15 protein-coding genes and 1 tRNA gene are annotated in these 19,338 nt (G+C 45.5%); 9 read left to right on the top strand and 7 right to left on the bottom strand.

The window, feature by feature from the left end; genetic code table 11:
• The first annotated feature begins 24 nt into the window (after positions 1 to 24).
• Together nadB and ICW03_RS05910 are read left to right on the top strand one after the other, a co-directional pair.
• Complete coding sequence (gene nadB / locus ICW03_RS05915) at positions 25 to 1,683, top strand: L-aspartate oxidase (RefSeq protein WP_215346564.1); 1,659 nt, start codon at positions 25 to 27, stop codon at positions 1,681 to 1,683.
• Between the two features lie 68 nt (positions 1,684 to 1,751).
• The gene (locus ICW03_RS05910; protein WP_215346563.1) at positions 1,752 to 3,125 is read left to right on the top strand and encodes a TAXI family TRAP transporter solute-binding subunit; all 1,374 of its coding nucleotides are present in this window, start codon (positions 1,752 to 1,754) and stop codon (positions 3,123 to 3,125) included.
• An 11-nt stretch (positions 3,126 to 3,136) separates the two neighbouring features.
• On the opposite strand, the gene nadC is transcribed toward ICW03_RS05910, so the two are convergent.
• Both nadC and nadA read right to left on the bottom strand, forming a co-directional pair.
• Positions 3,137 to 3,994 carry a carboxylating nicotinate-nucleotide diphosphorylase gene (gene nadC / locus ICW03_RS05905; protein WP_215346562.1) on the bottom strand — a complete coding sequence of 286 codons (858 nt, stop codon included), beginning with the start codon at positions 3,992 to 3,994 and terminating at the stop codon, positions 3,137 to 3,139.
• Positions 3,995 to 4,023: 29 nt separating this feature from the next.
• On the bottom strand, positions 4,024 to 5,151 hold the full coding sequence (gene nadA, locus ICW03_RS05900; RefSeq protein ID WP_215346561.1) for a quinolinate synthase NadA: 1,128 nt from the start codon (positions 5,149 to 5,151) through the stop codon (positions 4,024 to 4,026).
• Positions 5,152 to 5,434: 283 nt separating this feature from the next.
• On the opposite strand from nadA, the gene ICW03_RS05895 reads away from it, so the two are divergent.
• Entirely contained in the window at positions 5,435 to 6,187 is a 753-nt protein-coding gene (locus ICW03_RS05895; protein ID WP_215346560.1) for a M48 family metallopeptidase, read from the top strand.
• Here the strand turns inward: ICW03_RS05895 and ICW03_RS05890 are convergent.
• Together ICW03_RS05890 and pgi are read right to left on the bottom strand one after the other, a co-directional pair.
• Positions 6,184 to 7,569: a phosphomannomutase/phosphoglucomutase gene (locus tag ICW03_RS05890; RefSeq protein WP_215346559.1), complete on the bottom strand. Its 1,386-nt coding sequence runs from the start codon at positions 7,567 to 7,569 to the stop codon at positions 6,184 to 6,186. The genes ICW03_RS05895 and ICW03_RS05890 overlap by 4 nt on opposite strands.
• Before the next feature lie 68 nt (positions 7,570 to 7,637).
• Positions 7,638 to 9,128: a glucose-6-phosphate isomerase gene (gene pgi / locus ICW03_RS05885; RefSeq protein WP_215346558.1), complete on the bottom strand. Its 1,491-nt coding sequence runs from the start codon at positions 9,126 to 9,128 to the stop codon at positions 7,638 to 7,640.
• 112 nt (positions 9,129 to 9,240) lie between these two features.
• Between pgi and ICW03_RS05880 the strand changes: the two genes are divergently transcribed.
• The 4 genes from ICW03_RS05880 (at position 9,241) to ICW03_RS05865 (ending at position 14,364) form a co-directional block, all read left to right on the top strand.
• Positions 9,241 to 10,377: an NAD(P)/FAD-dependent oxidoreductase gene (locus tag ICW03_RS05880; RefSeq protein ID WP_215346557.1), complete on the top strand. Its 1,137-nt coding sequence runs from the start codon at positions 9,241 to 9,243 to the stop codon at positions 10,375 to 10,377.
• A gap of 44 nt (positions 10,378 to 10,421) precedes the next feature.
• Positions 10,422 to 10,511: transfer RNA gene (locus tag ICW03_RS05875), tRNA-Ser, on the top strand.
• 204 nt (positions 10,512 to 10,715) lie between these two features.
• Positions 10,716 to 12,161: a sensor histidine kinase gene (locus tag ICW03_RS05870; protein ID WP_215346556.1), complete on the top strand. Its 1,446-nt coding sequence runs from the start codon at positions 10,716 to 10,718 to the stop codon at positions 12,159 to 12,161.
• A 103-nt stretch (positions 12,162 to 12,264) separates the two neighbouring features.
• Entirely contained in the window at positions 12,265 to 14,364 is a 2,100-nt protein-coding gene (locus ICW03_RS05865) for an alkyl/aryl-sulfatase (RefSeq protein WP_215346555.1), read from the top strand.
• 67 nt (positions 14,365 to 14,431) lie between these two features.
• Here ICW03_RS05865 and ICW03_RS05860 read toward each other — a convergent pair whose 3' ends face one another.
• Positions 14,432 to 15,682, bottom strand: coding sequence for a CaiB/BaiF CoA-transferase family protein (locus ICW03_RS05860; RefSeq protein ID WP_215346554.1), 1,251 nt, complete (start codon positions 15,680 to 15,682; stop codon positions 14,432 to 14,434).
• Between the two features lie 76 nt (positions 15,683 to 15,758).
• Here ICW03_RS05860 and ICW03_RS05855 point away from each other — a divergent pair, with 76 nt between their 5' ends.
• Both ICW03_RS05855 and ICW03_RS05850 read left to right on the top strand, forming a co-directional pair.
• Positions 15,759 to 16,748 carry a tripartite tricarboxylate transporter substrate binding protein gene (locus tag ICW03_RS05855; protein ID WP_215346553.1) on the top strand — a complete coding sequence of 330 codons (990 nt, stop codon included), beginning with the start codon at positions 15,759 to 15,761 and terminating at the stop codon, positions 16,746 to 16,748.
• Positions 16,749 to 16,753: 5 nt separating this feature from the next.
• Complete coding sequence (locus ICW03_RS05850; RefSeq protein WP_215346552.1) at positions 16,754 to 17,551, top strand: enoyl-CoA hydratase/isomerase family protein; 798 nt, start codon at positions 16,754 to 16,756, stop codon at positions 17,549 to 17,551.
• An 18-nt stretch (positions 17,552 to 17,569) separates the two neighbouring features.
• Here the strand turns inward: ICW03_RS05850 and hemW are convergent, their stop codons facing one another.
• A complete protein-coding gene (gene hemW / locus ICW03_RS05845; RefSeq protein WP_215346551.1) occupies positions 17,570 to 18,751 on the bottom strand; it encodes a radical SAM family heme chaperone HemW in 1,182 nt (393 codons plus the stop codon).
• Positions 18,744 to 19,334 (bottom strand): RdgB/HAM1 family non-canonical purine NTP pyrophosphatase, encoded by a 591-nt coding sequence (gene rdgB / locus ICW03_RS05840; protein ID WP_215346550.1) that lies wholly within the window; start codon positions 19,332 to 19,334, stop codon positions 18,744 to 18,746. The genes hemW and rdgB overlap by 8 nt, the downstream gene beginning before the upstream one ends.
• Positions 19,335 to 19,338 lie beyond the last annotated feature (4 nt).

The following is a 19,338-nucleotide window of genomic DNA, read 5'->3' as shown; positions in this document are numbered from 1 at the left end:
AATGCCAGTTAGAATAAGACCTCCATGGCCAGTTCAAAACCCTCCTCAAACACCAGCGATAAGGCAGAGCTACCTGTCCTCATTATTGGGGCTGGGTTAGCAGGTTTAACCGTCGCATTGCATATGGCCGAGTCTCAGCCAGTGATCCTGATGGCAAAGCGTGGTTTAGGCGAAGCGGCAACGGCTTGGGCCCAAGGTGGGATTGTTGGGGTTGTTGATAAAGAGCATGACAGCATTGATTCGCACGTAGCCGATACCTTAGATGCCGGCGCAGGTCTCGTGGTTGAATCGACTGCACGATATATCGCGGAAGAGAGTGTTGAAGCCATTCGTTGGTTAGTAGAGCAGGGAGTCCCATTCACAACCGATGAATCTGGCCCAATGGGCTTACATTTAACTCGCGAAGGTGGCCATAGTCACCGTCGCATTGCGCATGCTGCCGATGCTACTGGTAAAGCCATTCATGAAGTACTTTTGGATAAAGCTAAGGCACACAAAAATATTCAGATCTTGGAGCATTGGATTGCGCTTGATCTCATTACCAATCGACAACTGGATGCTAAGACACAGCGTAGCAAGCCCAATCGTTGTTATGGTGTTTACGCACTCGACATTAAAAATAATCGAGTAGAAACCATTGAAGCAAAGTCAGTTGTGTTGGCTACAGGCGGTGTAGGCAAGGTCTATCGCTACACCAGCAATCCTGATACTGCCACTGGTGACGGTATTGCTATGGCCTGGCGCGCAGGCTGTCGCGTAGGCAATATGGAATTTATTCAATTTCATCCGACATGCTTGTATCACCCGAGTGATCGCACTTTCTTGATTACAGAAGCGATGCGCGGTGAGGGCGGTTTATTAAAGTTGCCTGATGGCACCCGTTTCATGCCGGATCATGATGAGCGTGACGAGCTGGCGCCAAGAGATATTGTTGCCCGTGCGATTGACTTTGAAATGAAGAAGCACGGTCTAGATTACGTTCATCTAGATGCAACCCACTTAGGTGAGGTATTCATAAAAGAACATTTTCCGATGATTTATGCGCGCTGCTTAAGTCTTGGTTTGGATATCACCAAAGAGCCAATTCCAGTGGTTCCCGCGGCACATTACACCTGTGGTGGCGTAGTGACTGATCTTAAGGGTCGCACTGATTTACCAGGACTCTATGCAGTAGGAGAAGCAACGTACACCGGCTTACATGGTGCTAATCGTTTAGCAAGCAACTCCTTGTTGGAATGCGTTGTTATTGGCAAAGCTGCCGCAGAAGACATCTCTAACCTGAAGACTCCAGCAATGCCGAACTTGCCTCTATGGGATGAGAGCCAAGTTGAGGATGCTGACGAGCAGGTAGTGATTGCTCATAACTGGGACGAATTGCGCTCATTGATGTGGAACTATGTCGGCATTGTGAGAACAAATCGACGTCTAGAGAGGGCGCTACATCGTATAAAGTTACTTCGTTATGAGGTACAAGAGTATTACGCGAACTTTAAGGTGACGCGTGACTTAATTGAGCTGCGCAATCTTCTAGAGTGTGCAGAACTCATTGTGCGTTCAGCCTTGATGCGCCGCGAAAGCCGCGGCCTCCATTACAGTCGCGACTATCCGGGCACTTGGGCCGTCTCATACCCAACCATTCTCACCCCACAGGTAGAAGGCGCAGAGGGCGATTCAGCCCCTTAAAACCTTTACCAAACTCTATAAAACAGCATTGTTTGGTGATAAGCTAGCCCAATCTTAAGAGGAATTTCATGGCCAGCTTTAAAGAGGATATCTACGAACATATCTCTGCGGTATATCAAACTGCTGCAGATGAAATTAAGAATGGCCTAAGCTTCATTAAAGAGGTATGGCCGCTGATCTTTTTATTGCTTATTGCACTCAGTATTCTTATTTGGTTTGCTAAACCTGCGCCACCCAATAAAGTATTGATGGCTACAGGTACAGGCGGATCCTACAAAATCTTGGGCGAAAAATATAAAGCCTATTTTGAAAGAAAAGGCATTGAGCTCAAGCTGGTAGAGACTAATGGCTCCAAAGAAAATCTACATCATCTAATCGATCGCAAAGACCCTATACAGGCGGCTTTTGTGCAAGGTGGCATGATAAGCGTAGACAATCTATCGGGTGTTCAATCCTTAGGTAGCATTGACTATGAGCCCCTATGGATTTTTTACCGTAAAAATACATTCAATGAAAGTGCGCATGTTTCGGACCGAGATATTGCTAAGCTTAGAATCAATATTGGCGCAATTGGAAGCGGTACCCATGCTCAAGCTGTATGCATTCTGATGCAAAATCACCTAAACCCTAATGCCTCTAATTTATCGAGCATGAGTAATGCCGATGCTGTTAATGCCATTGAGCAGGGCAAAATCGACGCCGTATTTTTAGTTGACGGCTATGAATCGCCTAACGTACAAAGACTGATTAGTAATCCTAATATTCGTTTGGTTACGTTTAGCCGAGCTGATGCCTATACCCGTTTATTGCCATATTTTGAAGAGTTAACAGTGCCTATGGGCGGCTTTGACCTCGGAAAAAATAATCCAAACCATCCCATTCAGCTCATTTCCACTACGACGAATCTCTTGATTGATGATCGTTTGCATCCGGCGATTCAGGTCCTATTTCTAGAGGCTGCAACTGAAATCAATGGTGCAAAATCATATTTTTCAAAAGCCGGTCAGTTCCCCGTCTATTTGAATAGCGAGGCTCCACTAAGCAATGAGGCAAAATTTTTCTATGAAAAGGGTACTCCGACCTTGATGAAGTATTTGCCATTTTGGTTGGCAGAGTTTTTGGAGCGCATGTTTTTTCTTTTATTGCCTTTTGCTGCTTTTGCTTATCCGATCATTAAATCGATCCCAAGCTATAGAACGAATTTGGCCAAGAAACAAATTAATTCAATATATAAAGAGCTGGATAAATTTGAGCAAAACACAATTAAGACATTCGATCCAAATCGTCGTGGCGAATACATTGAGGTCCTTAACGAGATGGAGCGTAGGGTCCTTAGCTCTAAAGCTGCCAAGCTAGCCACTGCTGATTGCTATAGCCTCAGAAACAATATTGAATTTATTCGCAATGCCCTAGAGAAGCAGGTCATTTATAAGGGTAGGTGAAGCTAAGTAATTTAGCTCAAGATCCTCATCGAAAAATCAACTGCATTCACATCCTTTGTTAACTTGCCAAGAGAGATGCGGTCTACGCCAGTGCTAGCAATGGCACGCATTTGATCTAGGTTGATGCCACCAGAGGCCTCTAATAAAGCCCGTCCGGCGGTGATTGCAACCGCTTGCTTCATTTGATCGGTATTGAAGTTGTCAATCAAGATACTCTTTGCGCCTGCAGCCAAAGCTTCTTCGAGTTCAGTAAAGTTTTCTACTTCAATCTGAATATCTACGCCTGCATTAAGTGCTTGAGCATTCTTAAGAGCTGCAGTCACGCTACCAGCTGCAGCAATGTGATTCTCTTTAATAAGGATTCCATGCCAGAGTGCTAAACGTTGATTCTTACCGCCACCAACGAGTACTGCATATTTTTGAGCCTGGCGTAATCCTGGAATTGTCTTACGAGTATCTAAAGCGGCACAGCCACTGGGATTGGGGCTGGCACCAGCAATCGCATCAACGTGTTGACGGGTAATGCTGGCCGTCCAAGAAAGGGTTTGTAAAAAATTAATACAGGTACGCTCAGCAGAGAGTAGGGCCTGAGAGTCGGCCTCAATATCGCAAACCTTGGTGTCGGGCCTCATTAAATCGCTCTCTAGGTAATGCCAAGTAACTTTCGCATTGGGATCGAGCTTCTTGAGTGTTCCCTCAAACCAGTCAACACCACACAAAACGGCTTCTTGACGAACGATTAACTGCGCATGAACAGGTTTGCTTGGAACGAGTTTGGCAGTCCAGTCACCAGTTCCGATATCCTCCATAAGTGCGTCATGAATGTTGCGTTGGCGGGCTTGCTCTAAAGACTCGTTGTACTCAAACATGTAAATTCAATCTCAAATAAGTAACTCAATTAAGCTGCGCCAATATTCTTCACAAAACCATGCTGCGCCTTAGCCAACAGGTCAGGGTGATTCTTCGTGAAATCGAGCATGCGCTCAATACAACCTAAAGCTTCAACACGAATTTGCTCTTCAATGAAGATTTCACTAGAGGCATTCTCGAGACAGTCTAAGATGCCTTGCAAACCATTCATAGCCATCCAGGGACAGTGAGCGCAGCTCTTACAAGTTGCACTATTACCAGCGGTAGGAGCTTCAATCAGTTTCTTATGGGGAGCTAGTTGACGCATGCGATGCAATATGCCGTTATCCGTTGCAACAATATATTCGCTAGCAGTGCCTTCTACTACCGCCTTAATCATGGCTGAGGTCGAGCCTACGACGTCTGCCAGGTCAACTACTGCTTGTGGCGATTCAGGGTGAACCAAAATCATGGCATTTGGGTGGGCTGCTTTGAGCATTTCGAGCTCCACCGCCTTAAATTCATCATGAACAATGCATGCGCCATTCCAGAGGAGCATATCTGCACCAGTTTGATCTTGTATATAGCGACCTAGGTGACGATCAGGTGCCCAGAGAATCTTTTTACCCTCTAACTTCAGTTGGTGAACGATGGCCAAAGCGCAGGAGCTCGTTACCATCCAGTCGGCCTGTGCTTTGACGGCAGCACTTGTATTGGCATAAACAACCACGACACGATCAGGATGCAAAGCCCGAAATTTAGCAAAGTCAGCGGCATCACAACCTAGATCCAGAGAGCAGGTTGCATCCAAGTCTGGCATGAACACGCGCTTTTCAGGGCTCAGAATCTTGGCGGATTCACCCATAAAGCGCACGCCCGCTACTACTAAGTTCTTGGCAGGGTGATTCTTGCCAAACCGAGCCATTTCTAGAGAGTCTGCAACATAACCACCAGTTTCTATGGCCAAGTCTTGAATGTCACTATCTACGTAATAGTGGGCAACTAAGGTGGCGTCTTTTTCAACTAAGAGCTTTTTAATGTGAGCAATGACAGCTGCTTTTTCATCGCCGTGCAGTTGAGGGGGTGTCTTAGCCCAGGCTTGGGCAGTGCATGTTGCTCCAGCAGCATTTTGCTGTGGGTAATCAAAGGCAATTGGGGTGCTGACAGTTGAATTCATACGAAATCTTAACCTGTCTGCTCAGTTTTCTCTCAAACTCTTATTTCGAGGTAATTTCGCATAAAATTTGGGGGTGAAAAAACATCTTCTTTCGCTATCCGTTCTGTCGCTTGTAGTGGCATCCCATTGGGCAAAGGCGGCCGAAAATAGCAGATTAAACAGGGTATCAAAAGCTATGATATCTTTGGCGCCCCCTGTTGCACGTCATTAATAATGCCTTTGTTGGAGAGTCGATTATGCACAACCCTAAATATATAGTTTTACTTTGATAATGAAGTGCGGTGTGTGTAAAGCGGTAGCATTCTTCCTGAGCGCCTTACTTTTTGCCTGTTCAACTGCAAATAAAAAACCCCTAAATGTACAAGTCCCCAACGATGTTTGGTGGCGAAGCGCTAGCACCTCTAAGTCAGCAAGTTCATCTGAAAAAAATCTCGCCACTGTTCGCCAGAATATGCAGAAGGTAGTGCCATTCCAATTTACGGTTGGCTTAGCTGATTCTAGCGATATTAATGCTTATGCTGATTTGCAAGGCAATCAGAGATACATCATCTTTACAACGGGATTTATTAACCAATTTGGCGGCGATCCAGATGTCCTAGCTTCAGTCATGGGTCATGAGTTGGCCCATCACCAGCTCGGTCATACGCAGCCTGACTACGCTAAAAATCGCGATGCAGCGATTGATGCCGCTAGTCAAGCGCTGGGAATGGTCGCAAGTTATTTCATTCCCTTTAGCGGCTTAATTGTGGGCAATGCGGCTAAAGGTGCTGGCTTAACTTGGAGTCGCAACGATGAGCGTGCGGCTGACTTTCAAGGAATGCGATGGGCGGAGCAGGCCGGGTATTCAGCATGCGGTAGTTATCGCTTTGCTGCCAAGATGAATAGCTTAGGCGAGGGCGCTGCGATTACTTTTCTTTCTACTCACCCTGGCAATGGCGAGCGCATGGAAAACGCATCAAACTATGTTCAAGCTAATAGGGCCGCTCCTTGCGGTAGCGACCCTAACTTAGTACAGTCAAATACATCTAATAATTAAAAAGGCAACTTCGCATCCGGTTTAGCTGTTAGCAATGCAGTCCTAAATTCTGCCTGAATGCGTTTAATAGCTTCTTCACTATCCGCCTCAAAGCGCATCACAACTACTGGAGTGGTGTTGGATGGACGGGCTAAACCAAAGCCATCCGCATATTCAACGCGTACGCCATCAATCGTATTGATTTGCTCCGAAGTAGGGAACTTCGCATTGGCTTTGATCTTTTCCAGAATCGCAAATGGTTCACCTTCAGCGCAAGTGAGTTGCAATTCTGGGGTACAGATGGCATTTGGCAGGTCATTGAGCGTTTTATTAGGATCTTTTTCTTTGCTTAGAATCTCCAATAAACGTGCACCGGTATAGAGGCCATCATCAAATCCAAACCAACGGTCTTTAAAGAAGATGTGGCCACTCATCTCGCCAGCAAGTGGAGCGCCAGTTTCTTTAAGCTTGGCTTTTACTAAAGAGTGGCCTGTTTTCCACATCAAAGGCTCGCCACCATACTGCTTCACATAGGTTGCGAGATTGCGGGTGCATTTAACGTCATAAATAATCTGGCCGCCTGGATTTCTGCTGAGGACATCCTTGGCAAACAACATCATTTGACGGTCCGGGAAAATGACTTGGCCATCTTTGGTGACCACACCAAGTCGATCAGCATCACCATCAAAGGCGAGGCCTAATTCATTATCGGTAGTCTGCAAGTTCTTCATGAGATCTTGCAGATTTTCAATATGCGCAGGATCGGGGTGGTGATTGGGGAAGTGACCATCGACCTCACAAAAGAGTTCTTGTACTTCACAGCCCAAGGCTCTGAAGAGCTGGCCTGCAAAAGCACCGCCAACACCATTACCGCAATCCACTGCAATCTTCATTGGACGAGCTAGTTTCACATCGCCAACAATGAACTTGATGTACATCGGGAAAATATCAAATGTGCTGCGTGAGCCTTGGCCAGTTGCAAACTGCTTGGCTTCAATGCGTTTGCGCAATGCTTGGATCTGCTCGCCATAAATAGCCGCTGTACCCAAAACCATTTTGAAGCCGTTGTAATTCGGTGGGTTATGGCTACCCGTAATCATGATGCCGGACTTCGGCTTTTTGCCATCAATCGTGTGATTAGCCGCAAAATACACCATCGGCGTAGCCACCATACCCAGATCAATCACATTAATGCCAGTAGAGAGTAGGCCTTCAGTCAACGCTTCAATCAGGCTTGGGCCAGATAGACGGCCATCGCGACCGATCACGATATCGGTTTCGCCAAGCTCACGCATTTCTGTACCAAAAGCTTGGCCAATGAGTTTAGCTATAGATGGATCTAACGTCTCATCAATGATCCCGCGAATGTCATAAGCTTTAAAAATAGAAGGTGACAGTTGCATGTAAATCTTTCAGCTGAAAAATCAACGCCAATTAGGGTTGGTGATTAAAGGAATAAATAATAAAAAGATTAATGATTAAATAGATTGATGCGCGCCGCTGTGATGGCATCGATATTGCCATTGGCCTGAACTGGATTACCCTCCTTGAGGGCTGCCTCAATAGGCTTTGCCAATACCTTACCTAATTCCACGCCAGGTTGATCAAAGCTATTGATATTCCACAAAGCGCCCAGTGTTGTTGTGCGGCTCTCATATAAAGCCAACAGTGCGCCAAGATAAAAGGCGTTTAGCTTAGGCAGAATCAGTAAATTGCTAGGCCGTTTTCCTGGGTAGGTGTTGTTGGGGTTATCTGTTTTCTTGCCATTAGCCAAGGCCTGGGCTTGTGCTAAGCAATTCGATAGCAAAATACGATGATGCTCTTTGGCTTCGGGCAAATGACTCATCGGCTCACGAATCGCAATGAAGTCAATTGGAATAACTTCAGTACCCTGATGCAGGAGCTGGAAGTAAGAGTGCTGTGCATTGCTGCCTGAGCTGCCAAATACAACTGGACAAGAATATTTAACAGGCTTGCCATCGCGATCAACACTCTTGCCATTGCTTTCCATATCCAATTGCTGCAACCACTTCGGAAACCAATCTAAAGCGTCGGCATACGGAATAACTGCAAAGGATTTGATGTGATGTTTTTGTTGCTGATAGAGCAGGGTCAGCGCCATGATGACTGGCAGGTTTTCTTCTAGCGGTGCAGATTGATAGTGCTGGTCAATCGCTTGCGCACCAGATAAAAATTCTTTAAATGTGTCAAAGCCATACTGCAACGCAATTGGCAGACCTACAGCAGACCAGACGGAATAGCGTCCACCAACCCAATCCCAGAAAGGGAAAATATTCTCTTCTTTAACCCCGAATTCTTTCGCAGCAGGCACATTTGCTGTCACCGCAAAGAGGGTATTATTTATTTGACTCTCGGTGCGTCCGCTATCTTTAAGCCAACGTACTATAGCTTTAGCATTTTTAGTGGTTTCTAAAGTAGTAAATGACTTGGAAACAATAATGACGCGAGTGCTGTGTGGCAATGCACGCTGTTGTATGCGTGCTAATTCTGCGGTATCAATATTGGCCAAGAAATGCATACGCATCCCACGGCTCTCAATATCAGGAATATGAGCCAAAGCTTCGATTGCTAAGCGAGGGCCAAAATCTGAGCCGCCAATGCCGATATGAATGACATCAGTCACGCCGACCCATTTGTTGCATAAAGCTTCTATTCGGTGCCAAACCTCTGCAACATCTGGCATGACATCTTTGCCGTCCACTATAACTGGTGATTTATCAAGATTACGAAGTGCTGAATGTAGTGCTGGGCGATTCTCAGAGTTGTTGATATGTTTGCCGCCAAACAAGTCAGCAATAAATTGCTTTAAGTGAGCATTTTTGGCTTGCTGAAAGAGGGAAAGCCAACCAGCCTCATCAATTCCTTGGTAGGCGCTATCTAAAACGATGCCGTTGCTTTGATGGAGGTGTTGAGGGTTCTTATCAGCGGGTTTTAAGGACATCTATGAATTTTATCAATAACTAACCCTAAAAAATCCCAAAATCACCTTAAACCACTGAAAATGTTACGATTTCACCATGAATATAAGCAAAATTAGATGCAGGATCGGTTAAATGGACCGGGTTGACTGTGTTGTTATTGGGGCTGGAGTTATTGGTCTAGCTGTTGCCAGAGAAATGGCGCTACAAGGCCGCGAAACGATTTTGCTCGAGCGTGAAAGTGCTTTTGGCACGATCAGTAGCGCCCGCAACAGTGAGGTCATTCATGCAGGTATTTATTACCCCAAGGATTCTTTGAAGGCTAAATTGTGTGTTCAAGGTAATCGCATGCTCTATGAGTATTGCCGCACACATCATGTTGTCACTCAGCAGTACGGAAAATTGATCGTCGCCAGCGATGAGTCTCAGTTGGATGATTTGCAGGCAATCCTATACAAGGCACAGCAAAATCAAGTTCCAGATATCAAAATGATTGCTGCTGAGCAGGCTAAAGTAATGGAGCCTGAGCTCGATTGCGCTGCTGCAGTTCTCTCGGCATCAACCGGTATTGTTGATAGTCATGGATTGATGTTGTCCTTGCTTGGCGGCTTTGAGGATGCTGGCGGTATGATTGCCTATCAATCGCCATTGATCAGCGCTAAACCAATAGGGGCAAATGCCCAAGATGGATTCGAATTACAAATCGGCGGCGCAGATGGCATGAAGATCCAAACGAAGCTTCTGATCAATTGTGCGGGTATGAGCGCTCCAGCGATTGCAAAAAAGATTGAAGGATTAACTCAGGAAACAATTCCAAAAGCGTATTTTGCTAAAGGCAATTACTTTTCTCTATCTGGAAAATCACCATTCAAACATTTAATCTACCCAATTCCAGAACCAGGTGGATTAGGAGTGCATCTGACTCTAGATATGGGTGGCCAAGCCAAATTTGGACCTGATGTGGAATGGCTAGAAATCGATGAAGAAAATCAAATTGAGTACACAGTAAATCCAAAGCGGGGCGAGGGCTTCTACGAAGCAGTCAGAAAGTATTGGCCTGGTCTAAAAGACAACAGTCTGCAGCCGGATTATTCAGGCGTGAGGGCAAAAATTGTCCCTCCTAACGCACCTGCAGGGGACTTTTGCTTCGACACCCCAAAGGAGCATGGTCTAGAAGGACTCTTTAATCTATATGGCTTTGAGTCCCCTGGATTAACCTCAAGCCTAGCCATTGCCCAGTATTTGGAGGGGCAAATCAAAAGTTCTCTATAATCTAGGGCTTGAATCAACCTTGATTCACAAGAAGTCAAATCAAAGGAAGAGTGGCAGAGCGGTTGAATGCACCAGTCTTGAAAACTGGCGAGGATGAAAGTCCTCCGTGAGTTCGAATCTCACCTCTTCCGCCAAATTCCGCAAACCACCTTAGGGTGGTTTTTTTATGAGTTAGCCCGATAGCTTCAAATACGGGGATCCCTTGCAGTCGGCTAATAAATTAAAGCAACCAACTCAGGCGCACAAAAATATTTAATGATGCTCTGGTGAGTAAAAGGTAGGCTGGATAGACGATTGCATTGGCTGCACCTTGCCTAGCAAGATGTACCATAGACCCTATGAAGCTTATGCTCGCCCTATATTTCTTTATATTAGCCATCATCCAGATGGGCTTGCTCTTTGGTATCTATCACTACTACCGCTCCCAAAACTTAGCACGTCCGAATCTCTACTGGATGAGTTCGTTGACATTAAGTGTTATGGCTTTGGCGATTTTTGGTGGTGGCATTCTTACGATTGAAGATATTGCTAGGCCTGAATTTAATTTCACTATTGCTAACACATTTTTTTACGGCGCTGCAGTTTTGCAGGCTTTATTTTGCCAATCCTTAAATCGTGATGTTGGTAAGCCTGTAAAAATTTCACTGGTCGTATCCATTGCATTATTTTTAGTGATATTCGAGTGGTTGCGTAATGAGTCGACCTTCGAAATTCGCACAGCATTTATGTGTGTTTTGGCGGGCTTTTTTTATGCCTGGCAGATTTTTGAGGTGCGGATCAAACGAAAAACAGCCCCATCCAGTCAACTGATTTATATGCAGTACGCCAGTGTGGCCGAATTATTTTTTGCTACGGGACGGCTTGCTATTGTCATTGTTGGTTCTCTGTCGATCAGGCAGGTAGAGCAGATCCCACAGATTCTGATTTTGTTTACGATTGCGCAACTCGTGATGAATACGCTTTCATATATTGCAATTGGCAGCTATTGGGCCGAGCTGATTGCTTATTCGAACTACAAGTCGAGCCAAGAGAACCAAGAGATTAAAACCCTTCTAAAAGAGCGTGAGACCCTCATTGGCTCATTACTCAAAGTCAATAAAACTGCTAGTACTGGCGCTTTATCTGCTGCGATTGCGCATGAGTTAAACCAGCCCTTAGGTGCTTCAAGTCTCAATATTCAATTTCTACAGAAGAAGCTTTCTGAAGGGCAGTTAGATCCAATGCTTCAAAAAGAAATTTTGGATACCTTGTTGGCTGACAATCAGCGTGCCGCCGGAATCATACGATCATTGCGATCAATTTTTTCCGATGAGAAGGTCGACTCCACGAAGATCGATCTTGCCGAGTTGATTGAGGCTGTTCTTAGTATTGCCAAACCAGAAATCACTGCAAAATCAATTCAGATAGTCCTAAGTATCGAGCCCCACTTATTCATTCAAGCTAACCGCGGTGAAATTCAGCAGGTATTGCTAAACTTAATCAATAACGCAATTCAAGCATTAGTTACCTCATCACAACTTGCAAAGAAAATCACTATCGACGCACGCCATGTTGGAAGTGCTGTTTTGCTTTCGATTGCCGACAATGGTGACGGTATCCCTAAGGCATCTCAAGATCATTTATTCGAACTTCTAACTAGTACCAAATCGTCTGGAATGGGTCTGGGTCTATGGCTTTGTAAGCATATCGTCACGCGTCATGGCGGCTCTATTGGTTTCGAGCCAAATGACGGGGGCGGCGTAAAGTTTTTAGTCTCATTTCCTGATGCAATTGGATCGACTTAATCCTCGCTGAATTCGTTAGCCCTTAAGCTAATTGCTCAAGATGAAGTAGGTCATATCATTTGATGCACGGGGTTACCTTGATTTTTCCCATTAGGATAAGCGCATGAATACCAAACTTTCTCAAATAACACTAGCTGCATCTTTATTATGCTCAGGCTTTGCATTTGCTGCGGGCGGCGGCGGTGTAGTTGCCGATCCCGGCGCAATGCAAGGGAAGCACTTTGACGCCAAAGGCAAAATGCCGTCGAGCTACACAGTTGAATTACAAAATGGTTTGCGTAAAACACTGCCCTTTGAAGATAAGCGCGATTTTGAAGAATCCAAGAGGGGCTTTATAGCTGCGCCTACTTATAAAACCATCATGGCTGATGCTGGCAATGTGGCATGGGACATGGGTAGTTATGAATTCCTCTTGCAGGGGAAGGATTTTGATAGTGTGCACCCATCCTTGCAGCGCCAAGCCATCCTTAATATGGGCTACGGTTTGTATGAGGTGGTGCCAGGCAAGATTTATCAAGTTCGCGGCTTTGACTTATCAAATATTAGTTTTGTTAAAACAAATACCGGTTGGATTGTTTTTGACCCATTAACTTCAAAAGAGACTGCTAGGGCGGCCTTGGAATTGGTTAATGAGAAGTTAGGAAAGCGACCAGTTGTTGCGGTGGTGTATTCCCACTCACATGCAGACCATTTTGGTGGGGTGCGTGGTGTAGTCGAAGAGGCTGATGTGAAGAGTGGCAAAGTGAAGATTATTGCTCCAGCAGGCTTCATGGATCATGCTGTAGCAGAGAACGTTTACGCTGGCAATGCCATGACACGTCGCTTGTATTTTCAATACGGCGTTTTATTGCCACGCAGCCCATTTGGTCACGTTGACCAATCGATTGGTAAAAATACTGCCGCAGGAAACCTTGGATTAATTGAACCAACCATCCTGATTAACGAACCATTTGAAAAGATGACGGTAGACGGCGTAGAAATGGAGTTCCAAAATACACCAGGAACTGAAGCGCCTGCCGAGATGAATACGTATTTTCCGCAGTTAAAAGCATTCTGGGCGGCTGAAAATATTACCGGCACCATCCACAACATTTATACCTTGCGCGGCGCTTTAGTACGTGATGCTTTGGCATGGTCCAAGAACATTAATAATGCTTTATATCGCTATGGCAATGAAGCGCAGGTGATGTTTGCTTCTCATTCATGGCCACGCTGGGGCAATGATCGCGTTCAAGAAGTCATGCGCACTCAGCGTGATAGTTATGCTCACCTGAACAACGAGGTTCTCCACTTGGCAAATAATGGTGTGACGATCAATGAAGTGCATAACGTCTACAAGCAACCGGAGAGTTTGAAGAAGCAATGGGCGGCACATAGTTATCACGGCTCAGAAGAGCACAACAGTCGTGCGGTGATTAATCGTTACTTGGGCTACTGGGATGCAAATCCTGCCACCTTGATTCCATTATCACCAAAAGATTCAGCACCACTGTATGTTGAGATGATGGGAGGCTCTACTAAGATTATGGCCAAAGGTAAGCAGCTCTATCAGCAGGGTAAATATCGTGAGGCGATGGAGATTGTGAATAAGTTGGTTTATGCAGAGCCAAACAATACTGCCGCTAAAGACTTACTGGCCGATATTTTCGAACAAATAGGTTATCAAAAAGAAAGTCCTAGCGTGCGCAATAGCTTCTTGGGTGCGGCATACGAATTGCGTCATGGCATGCCAGCTGGTGCATCACCGAAGACCAATGGCCCAGACATGATTAGGGCAATGACGACAGAGCTTTGGCTCAATGCGTTGGCAATTAGCATGGATAGCAAAAAAGCTGTCGGCATGAAGTTCGCTATTAATCTGAGCACTCCGGATAATGGTGAAAAGTTTGTCGTGGAGATGAGTAATTCTGCGTTGACCAATATCAAAGGCTATCAGGATAGGAATCCAAACTTGACCATCACCGTGAATCGTAGCGACTTGGAGAAAGTCATGGGCGGTCAAACCACTTTTGAAAAACTATTAGCCGAAGGTAAAGCAAAGTTTGATGGTGATCGTAAAGTCTTCGATCAATTGAGAAGCACCATGACTACCTTTACACCCGATTTTGAGTTAATGCCAGGTACCAAAACTAAGGCACCACCAGCTAAACCAAGCAAGGATCCTTTTGAGGCGCCCCCCATTGCCAACTCTGACGGGGCCTAAAGTTCTGACTGGGCATGTACAAAAATGGGCTCCAAGGAGCCCATTTCATTTCCTGGATAGGCTAAATTCAGGCTGTGAAAGCACCGCCATCTTCTAAGGACTTGAGTTCTTCGCCGGCAATGCCCAACTCTGCAAGAAGCTCGCTAGTGTGTTCGCCCAATAAAGGGGGATGCCTGTAAACCTGTTGCGGGGTACCATTCATCTTGACGGCAAAGCCAATGTTTGGAACTTTTCCCTCAATTGGGTGATCGATTTCCATGCGCATCTTGCGGTGACGCCCGTGATCACTATCAAAGGCTTCTGGGTAGGTATTGATTGGACCTGCTGGAATTCCTGCGGCCAGTAATGCATCCACCCATTCACCACAAGTTTTATTGGCAAAAGATTTTTCTAATTCAGCGGCAAGCTCTAATCTATTGGCTAAACGAAGTGGATTGGTTTTAAAGCGTGCATCTTCAAATAATTCAGGTCGCTCAATCTTGTCGCAGAGTATCTTCCATAGTTTTTGATTTGTAGCGCCCATTACAAAATAGCCATCCGATGCTTTCATGGCCTGATAGGGTGCACTCATGTGATTTGCCGTGCCGAGCTTGTATGGCTCGACACCGGTGCCCCAATACTGCGCGGTATCCCAAATAGAGAATGCTAGAGCGGAATCAAAAAGCGATGCATCAATAAATTGACCCTCGCCCGTTTTGGTTTTGCCAATATAGGCAGACAAAATTCCATATGCCGCGAATAGCGCACAGCCAATATCGGCAACTGGGACTCCAGCTTTGACTGGTGGACCATCTGGATAGCCGGTGACACTCATCACACCAGACATGGCTTGCGCCATTAAATCAAATCCAGGGCGATCAGCCCACGGACCAGTTTGACCAAAACCGGAGATGCTGGCATAGACCAATCCTGGATTTATATTTTGTAGTGATGGATAGTCAATGCCTAACTTTTTCATCACACCAGGACGGTAATTTTCAACCAAGATATCGGCTGTTTTGACTAGCTCAAAAAATACCTTTTTACCTGCTTCAGTTTTCAGGTTAAGGGTGAGACTGCGTTTGTTGCGATTCATATTCAGAAAGCCCATGCTATCTGAACCCTTCATTTTGAATCCCATGGCGCCGCGAGTTTGATCACCTGTTCCCGGCGGCTCAATTTTGATGACATCAGCACCGAGGTCGGCCAAGAGCATGCAGCAGTAGGGACCCGCCATTACTTGACTCACGTCAAGAACACGAACCCCGGAGAGGGGTAATGGCCTAGAAGATCCATGATGAGCGCCATCTAAAGCGCCATTTATAGGTGTTTTCGTCATTGTCTCAATTGTTTTTATATGTTTAGAATAACTCTGTAATAGTATCAAACACAAATAAAACAATATTGGAGACTTTATGTTGGTTAAAACGCCTAAATGGGCTATGCGAAGCTTGCTCGCAATCACGCTGGCCACAAGTTCATTTGTTGCAATGGGGCAGCAAGCCTTTCCAACCAAACCCATTCGCCTGATTGTAGGATTTGCACCTGGCGGCGGTACAGATATTGTTGCCCGTGCAATTGCCCCTAAGATGGGTGAGATTCTTGGCCAGAGCGTAATCGTAGAAAATAAATCTGGAGCCGCTGGAACAATTGCTGCGGATCAAATTGCTAAAGCCAACCCAGATGGCTATACCTTGCTCGTAGGGCACTCCAACTCCAATGCGATTGCGCCCTTTGTTTTAACCAACGTTCCATACAATCCAGCAACTGATTTCACACCTATTACTTACTTGGGATATGTTCCCAATGTGTTGGTGGTGAAAGCATCTTTACCGGTGAACTCAGTCGCACAACTTATTTCACTTGCTAAAGCCAATCCAGGGCAGATGACTTACGGATCATCAGGCATTGGCAGTACTCAGCATTTAGCAGGCGCATTGTTTGCCAAGATCGCAGGTATTCAGCTCAATCACGTTCCTTACAAGGGAAGTGGTCAAGCCATTATTGATTTACTTGGTGGACAAATCACAATGAACTTTGATACCTTGCCGCCTAATTTGCAGCAAATTAAAGACGGTAGTCTGAAAGCTTTGGCGATCTCCACTCCAAAACGTTTATCAATCCTTCCAAATGTTCCAACCTTTAACGAGGTAGGAATTACAGGCTTTGATGTGACGAACTGGTACTCCGTCATGGGACCAAAAGGTATGGATCCTGTAGTAGTGAACAAGATCGACCAAGCCGTTAAGGCTGCGATGGCGGATCCTCAAATTAAAAAGACATTGGATTCCCAAGGATTGCAACCCGAAGGCCCTGCAACACCAGCAGCTTTTAGTTTGTTCCTCACTGGTGAGCTTGCCAAATATCAGCGTCTTGTTAAGAGCTTAAATGTCAAAGCTGAATAAATTGCATGACTGAGCTCGGTAGAGGGGGTAATGTTGCGCTCGTTGCATTAGAGATACGCGACAACATTGCCCACATTACCTTTGATCATGTGGCAGCACGCAATGCGATGACTGTTAGCATGTATCAATCACTAAAAACCATCTGTGAAGACCTGGCTAAAAATCCAAAGGTGCGGGTGGCCATCTTTCGTGGAGCTGGTGGCAAGTCCTTTGTGTCTGGTAGCGACATAGCGCAATTTGCTAGTTTTTTGGATGGTGATGATGGTGTACGCTACGAAGAAGCTATTGATAACTATCTCGCTCCACTGGCCTCCTTGCCCATTCCAACCATTGCAGTGATTGATGGCATGGCAGTGGGGGGTGGATTGGCCATAGCGAGTTGCTGCGACTTTCGTTTAGCCACTCCGGGCGCAAAATTTGGCGTGCCGATTGCTAAGACACTCGGTAATTGCTTGTCGGTAGGAAACATAGCATGGCTCGTTGCACATCTGGATATCAATATAGTGAAGCGGATGTTGCTATTGGCGGAAATGATTTCTGCCGAAGAGTTGGCAAAACAAGGCTATGTATTTGCCATCCATAATCAAGAGCAATTGAGTCTAGAGGCTGAAGAGCTTGCCGGGCGCCTTAGTAAATTAGCGCCTATTACACAAAAATCAAGCAAGCTAGCTCTTGCAAGACTGATCAAAAATAATCTACCCGATTGCAAAGACCTCATTAGCGAAACTTATGGCAGCGCTGATTTTAAGAATGGCGTTGCTGCATTTTTAAATGGCGAGCCACCCCTTTGGACTGGTAATTAGCAATCTAAAGCTGCAAGCTCAATCCAAAAACATCTCTTGCAGATTGTTGAGGTAGTGAATTCCCATTTCAGTGGCTTTTAGTCTGCTGGGATTTTCATCCAATAACCCTTTTTTGCTTGCCTCATCTAAGCCTTTACTAATCATGCTTAAAGGCAAGCCAGTACGCTCACTAAAGGTTTTGGTTTCAACGCCATCAGTCAGTCTTAAGGTGTTGAGCATAAATTCAAATGGAAGATCCTTGGCTGCTATTTCACGGTTTTCAATCAATGCGTTGCCTTTGGATTCCATGGCAGTCATGTAAGCCTCAGGTTGGCGTTCTCGAACCTGCCGGGTAACTCGATCTGGATAAGAAACTTTTCCATGCGCCCCAGCGCCAATGCCAATGTAATCACCAAAGCGCCAGTAGTTCAGATTGTGTTTACATTCTTGATTTTTCTGGGCGTATGCAGAAATTTCATAGCGTTGGTAGCCCGCCTTGGTGAGCAGATCTAAATTTTGCTCATAGATCGCATCAATTTCATCTTCATTTGGAAGGTTGGGTGGAAAGCTGGCAAAGTAGGTGTTGGGTTCTAAAGTCAGGTTGTAGAAAGACAGGTGGGGAGTCTTGAATGACAGGGCAGTTTCTATATCCGCTCTTGCTGCTTCTAGAGTTTGCTTGGGTAAGCCATACATTAAATCTAGATTTACTGATTTAAAGTGCTTCATGGCAATCCCAATAGCACGCTTTGCTTCCTCGCCATTGTGAATTCTGCCTAAAGCTTTAAGTTGTTCATCTTGAAAGCTTTGAATGCCTAGAGAAACGCGGTTGATGCCTGCTTTAGCAAATCCTGCAAACTTTTCAGTCTCAACAGATCCGGGGTTAGCTTCCATGGTGATTTCTGCATCGGGTTCTAGGTTCACTCTGGCACGGATTGCACAAAGTAGTTGATCCATGCCTTCAGCAGATAGAAGGCTAGGCGTTCCGCCGCCGATAAAAATACTATGGACCTGGCGCCCCCAGGTATTGGGCAGTTCAGTTTCTAAGTCGGCAATCAGTGCCTTGATATATCGCGCTTCATCAAAACCTATCTTGCTATCCTTCACTTGATGTGAATTGAAGTCGCAATATGGGCATTTCTTTTCACACCAAGGAAAGTGAACATACAAAGCCAATGGAGGCAATGCAGTTAGACTTACTTTATTGAGATTGGAATTAAGCACGGGCTTTGAGTTGTGAAATCAGCTCGCGTAAGGCTTGACCGCGATGGCTTATTAAATTCTTCTGAACGGGTTCCATCTCAGCAGCGGTGCAGTTTTGACTCTCCAAAAAGAAATGGGGGTCGTATCCAAAGCCATTGCTACCTGATGCTTTATCCACAATTTGCCCATACCAGCGTGTCTGGACGATGAGAGGTTCTGGATCATTCGCGCTATCAACCAAAACAAGTGCGCAAACATAATGTGCACCTCGATCAGTATGCCCCTTTAATTCTTGAATGAGTTTTTGATTATTCGCCGCATCATCACCTTGCTCTCCTGCAAAGCGGGCTGATAAAACACCAGGACTGCCATTTAAAGCATGAGCGCAAATGCCGGAGTCATCGGCTAAAGCAGGTAAACCAGAAGCGGCGCTAGCATGGCGTGCTTTTGCAATTGCATTTTCAACAAAAGTGCAGTGAGGTTCTTCTGCAGATGGAATGCCTAATTCACCTTGAGGAATGATCTGAAAATTCAGGGGCGCTAAAAGCGCCTGAAATTCCTTTACCTTACCGGCGTTATTAGAAGCAAGTACGATCTTTTGCATTGCG

Origin of the sequence: Polynucleobacter sp. MWH-Aus1W21, assembly GCF_018687275.1 — a bacterium.
Lineage (GTDB): Bacteria > Pseudomonadota > Gammaproteobacteria > Burkholderiales > Burkholderiaceae > Polynucleobacter.
The sequence above is the reverse complement of the archived record's forward strand: the minus strand, read 5'-3'. Positions and strand labels throughout refer to the sequence as shown.

Bases quoted from the DNA above. Each gene is read 5' to 3' on its own strand.
- ICW03_RS05855 (WP_215346553.1), top strand. From the start codon at position 15,759: ATGTTGGTTAAAACGCCTAAATGGGCTATGCGAAGCTTGCTCGCAATC.
- rdgB (WP_215346550.1), bottom strand. From the start codon at position 19,334: ATGCAAAAGATCGTACTTGCTTCTAATAACGCCGGTAAGGTAAAGGAA.
- ICW03_RS05890 (WP_215346559.1), bottom strand. From the start codon at position 7,569: ATGCAACTGTCACCTTCTATTTTTAAAGCTTATGACATTCGCGGGATC.
- ICW03_RS05870 (WP_215346556.1), top strand. From the start codon at position 10,716: ATGAAGCTTATGCTCGCCCTATATTTCTTTATATTAGCCATCATCCAG.
- nadB (WP_215346564.1), top strand. From the start codon at position 25: ATGGCCAGTTCAAAACCCTCCTCAAACACCAGCGATAAGGCAGAGCTA.
- pgi (WP_215346558.1), bottom strand. From the start codon at position 9,128: ATGTCCTTAAAACCCGCTGATAAGAACCCTCAACACCTCCATCAAAGC.
- ICW03_RS05910 (WP_215346563.1), top strand. From the start codon at position 1,752: ATGGCCAGCTTTAAAGAGGATATCTACGAACATATCTCTGCGGTATAT.
- ICW03_RS05880 (WP_215346557.1), top strand. From the start codon at position 9,241: ATGGACCGGGTTGACTGTGTTGTTATTGGGGCTGGAGTTATTGGTCTA.
- ICW03_RS05850 (WP_215346552.1), top strand. From the start codon at position 16,754: ATGACTGAGCTCGGTAGAGGGGGTAATGTTGCGCTCGTTGCATTAGAG.
- nadA (WP_215346561.1), bottom strand. From the start codon at position 5,151: ATGAATTCAACTGTCAGCACCCCAATTGCCTTTGATTACCCACAGCAA.
- ICW03_RS05865 (WP_215346555.1), top strand. From the start codon at position 12,265: ATGAATACCAAACTTTCTCAAATAACACTAGCTGCATCTTTATTATGC.
- ICW03_RS05860 (WP_215346554.1), bottom strand. From the start codon at position 15,682: ATGACGAAAACACCTATAAATGGCGCTTTAGATGGCGCTCATCATGGA.
- nadC (WP_215346562.1), bottom strand. From the start codon at position 3,994: ATGTTTGAGTACAACGAGTCTTTAGAGCAAGCCCGCCAACGCAACATT.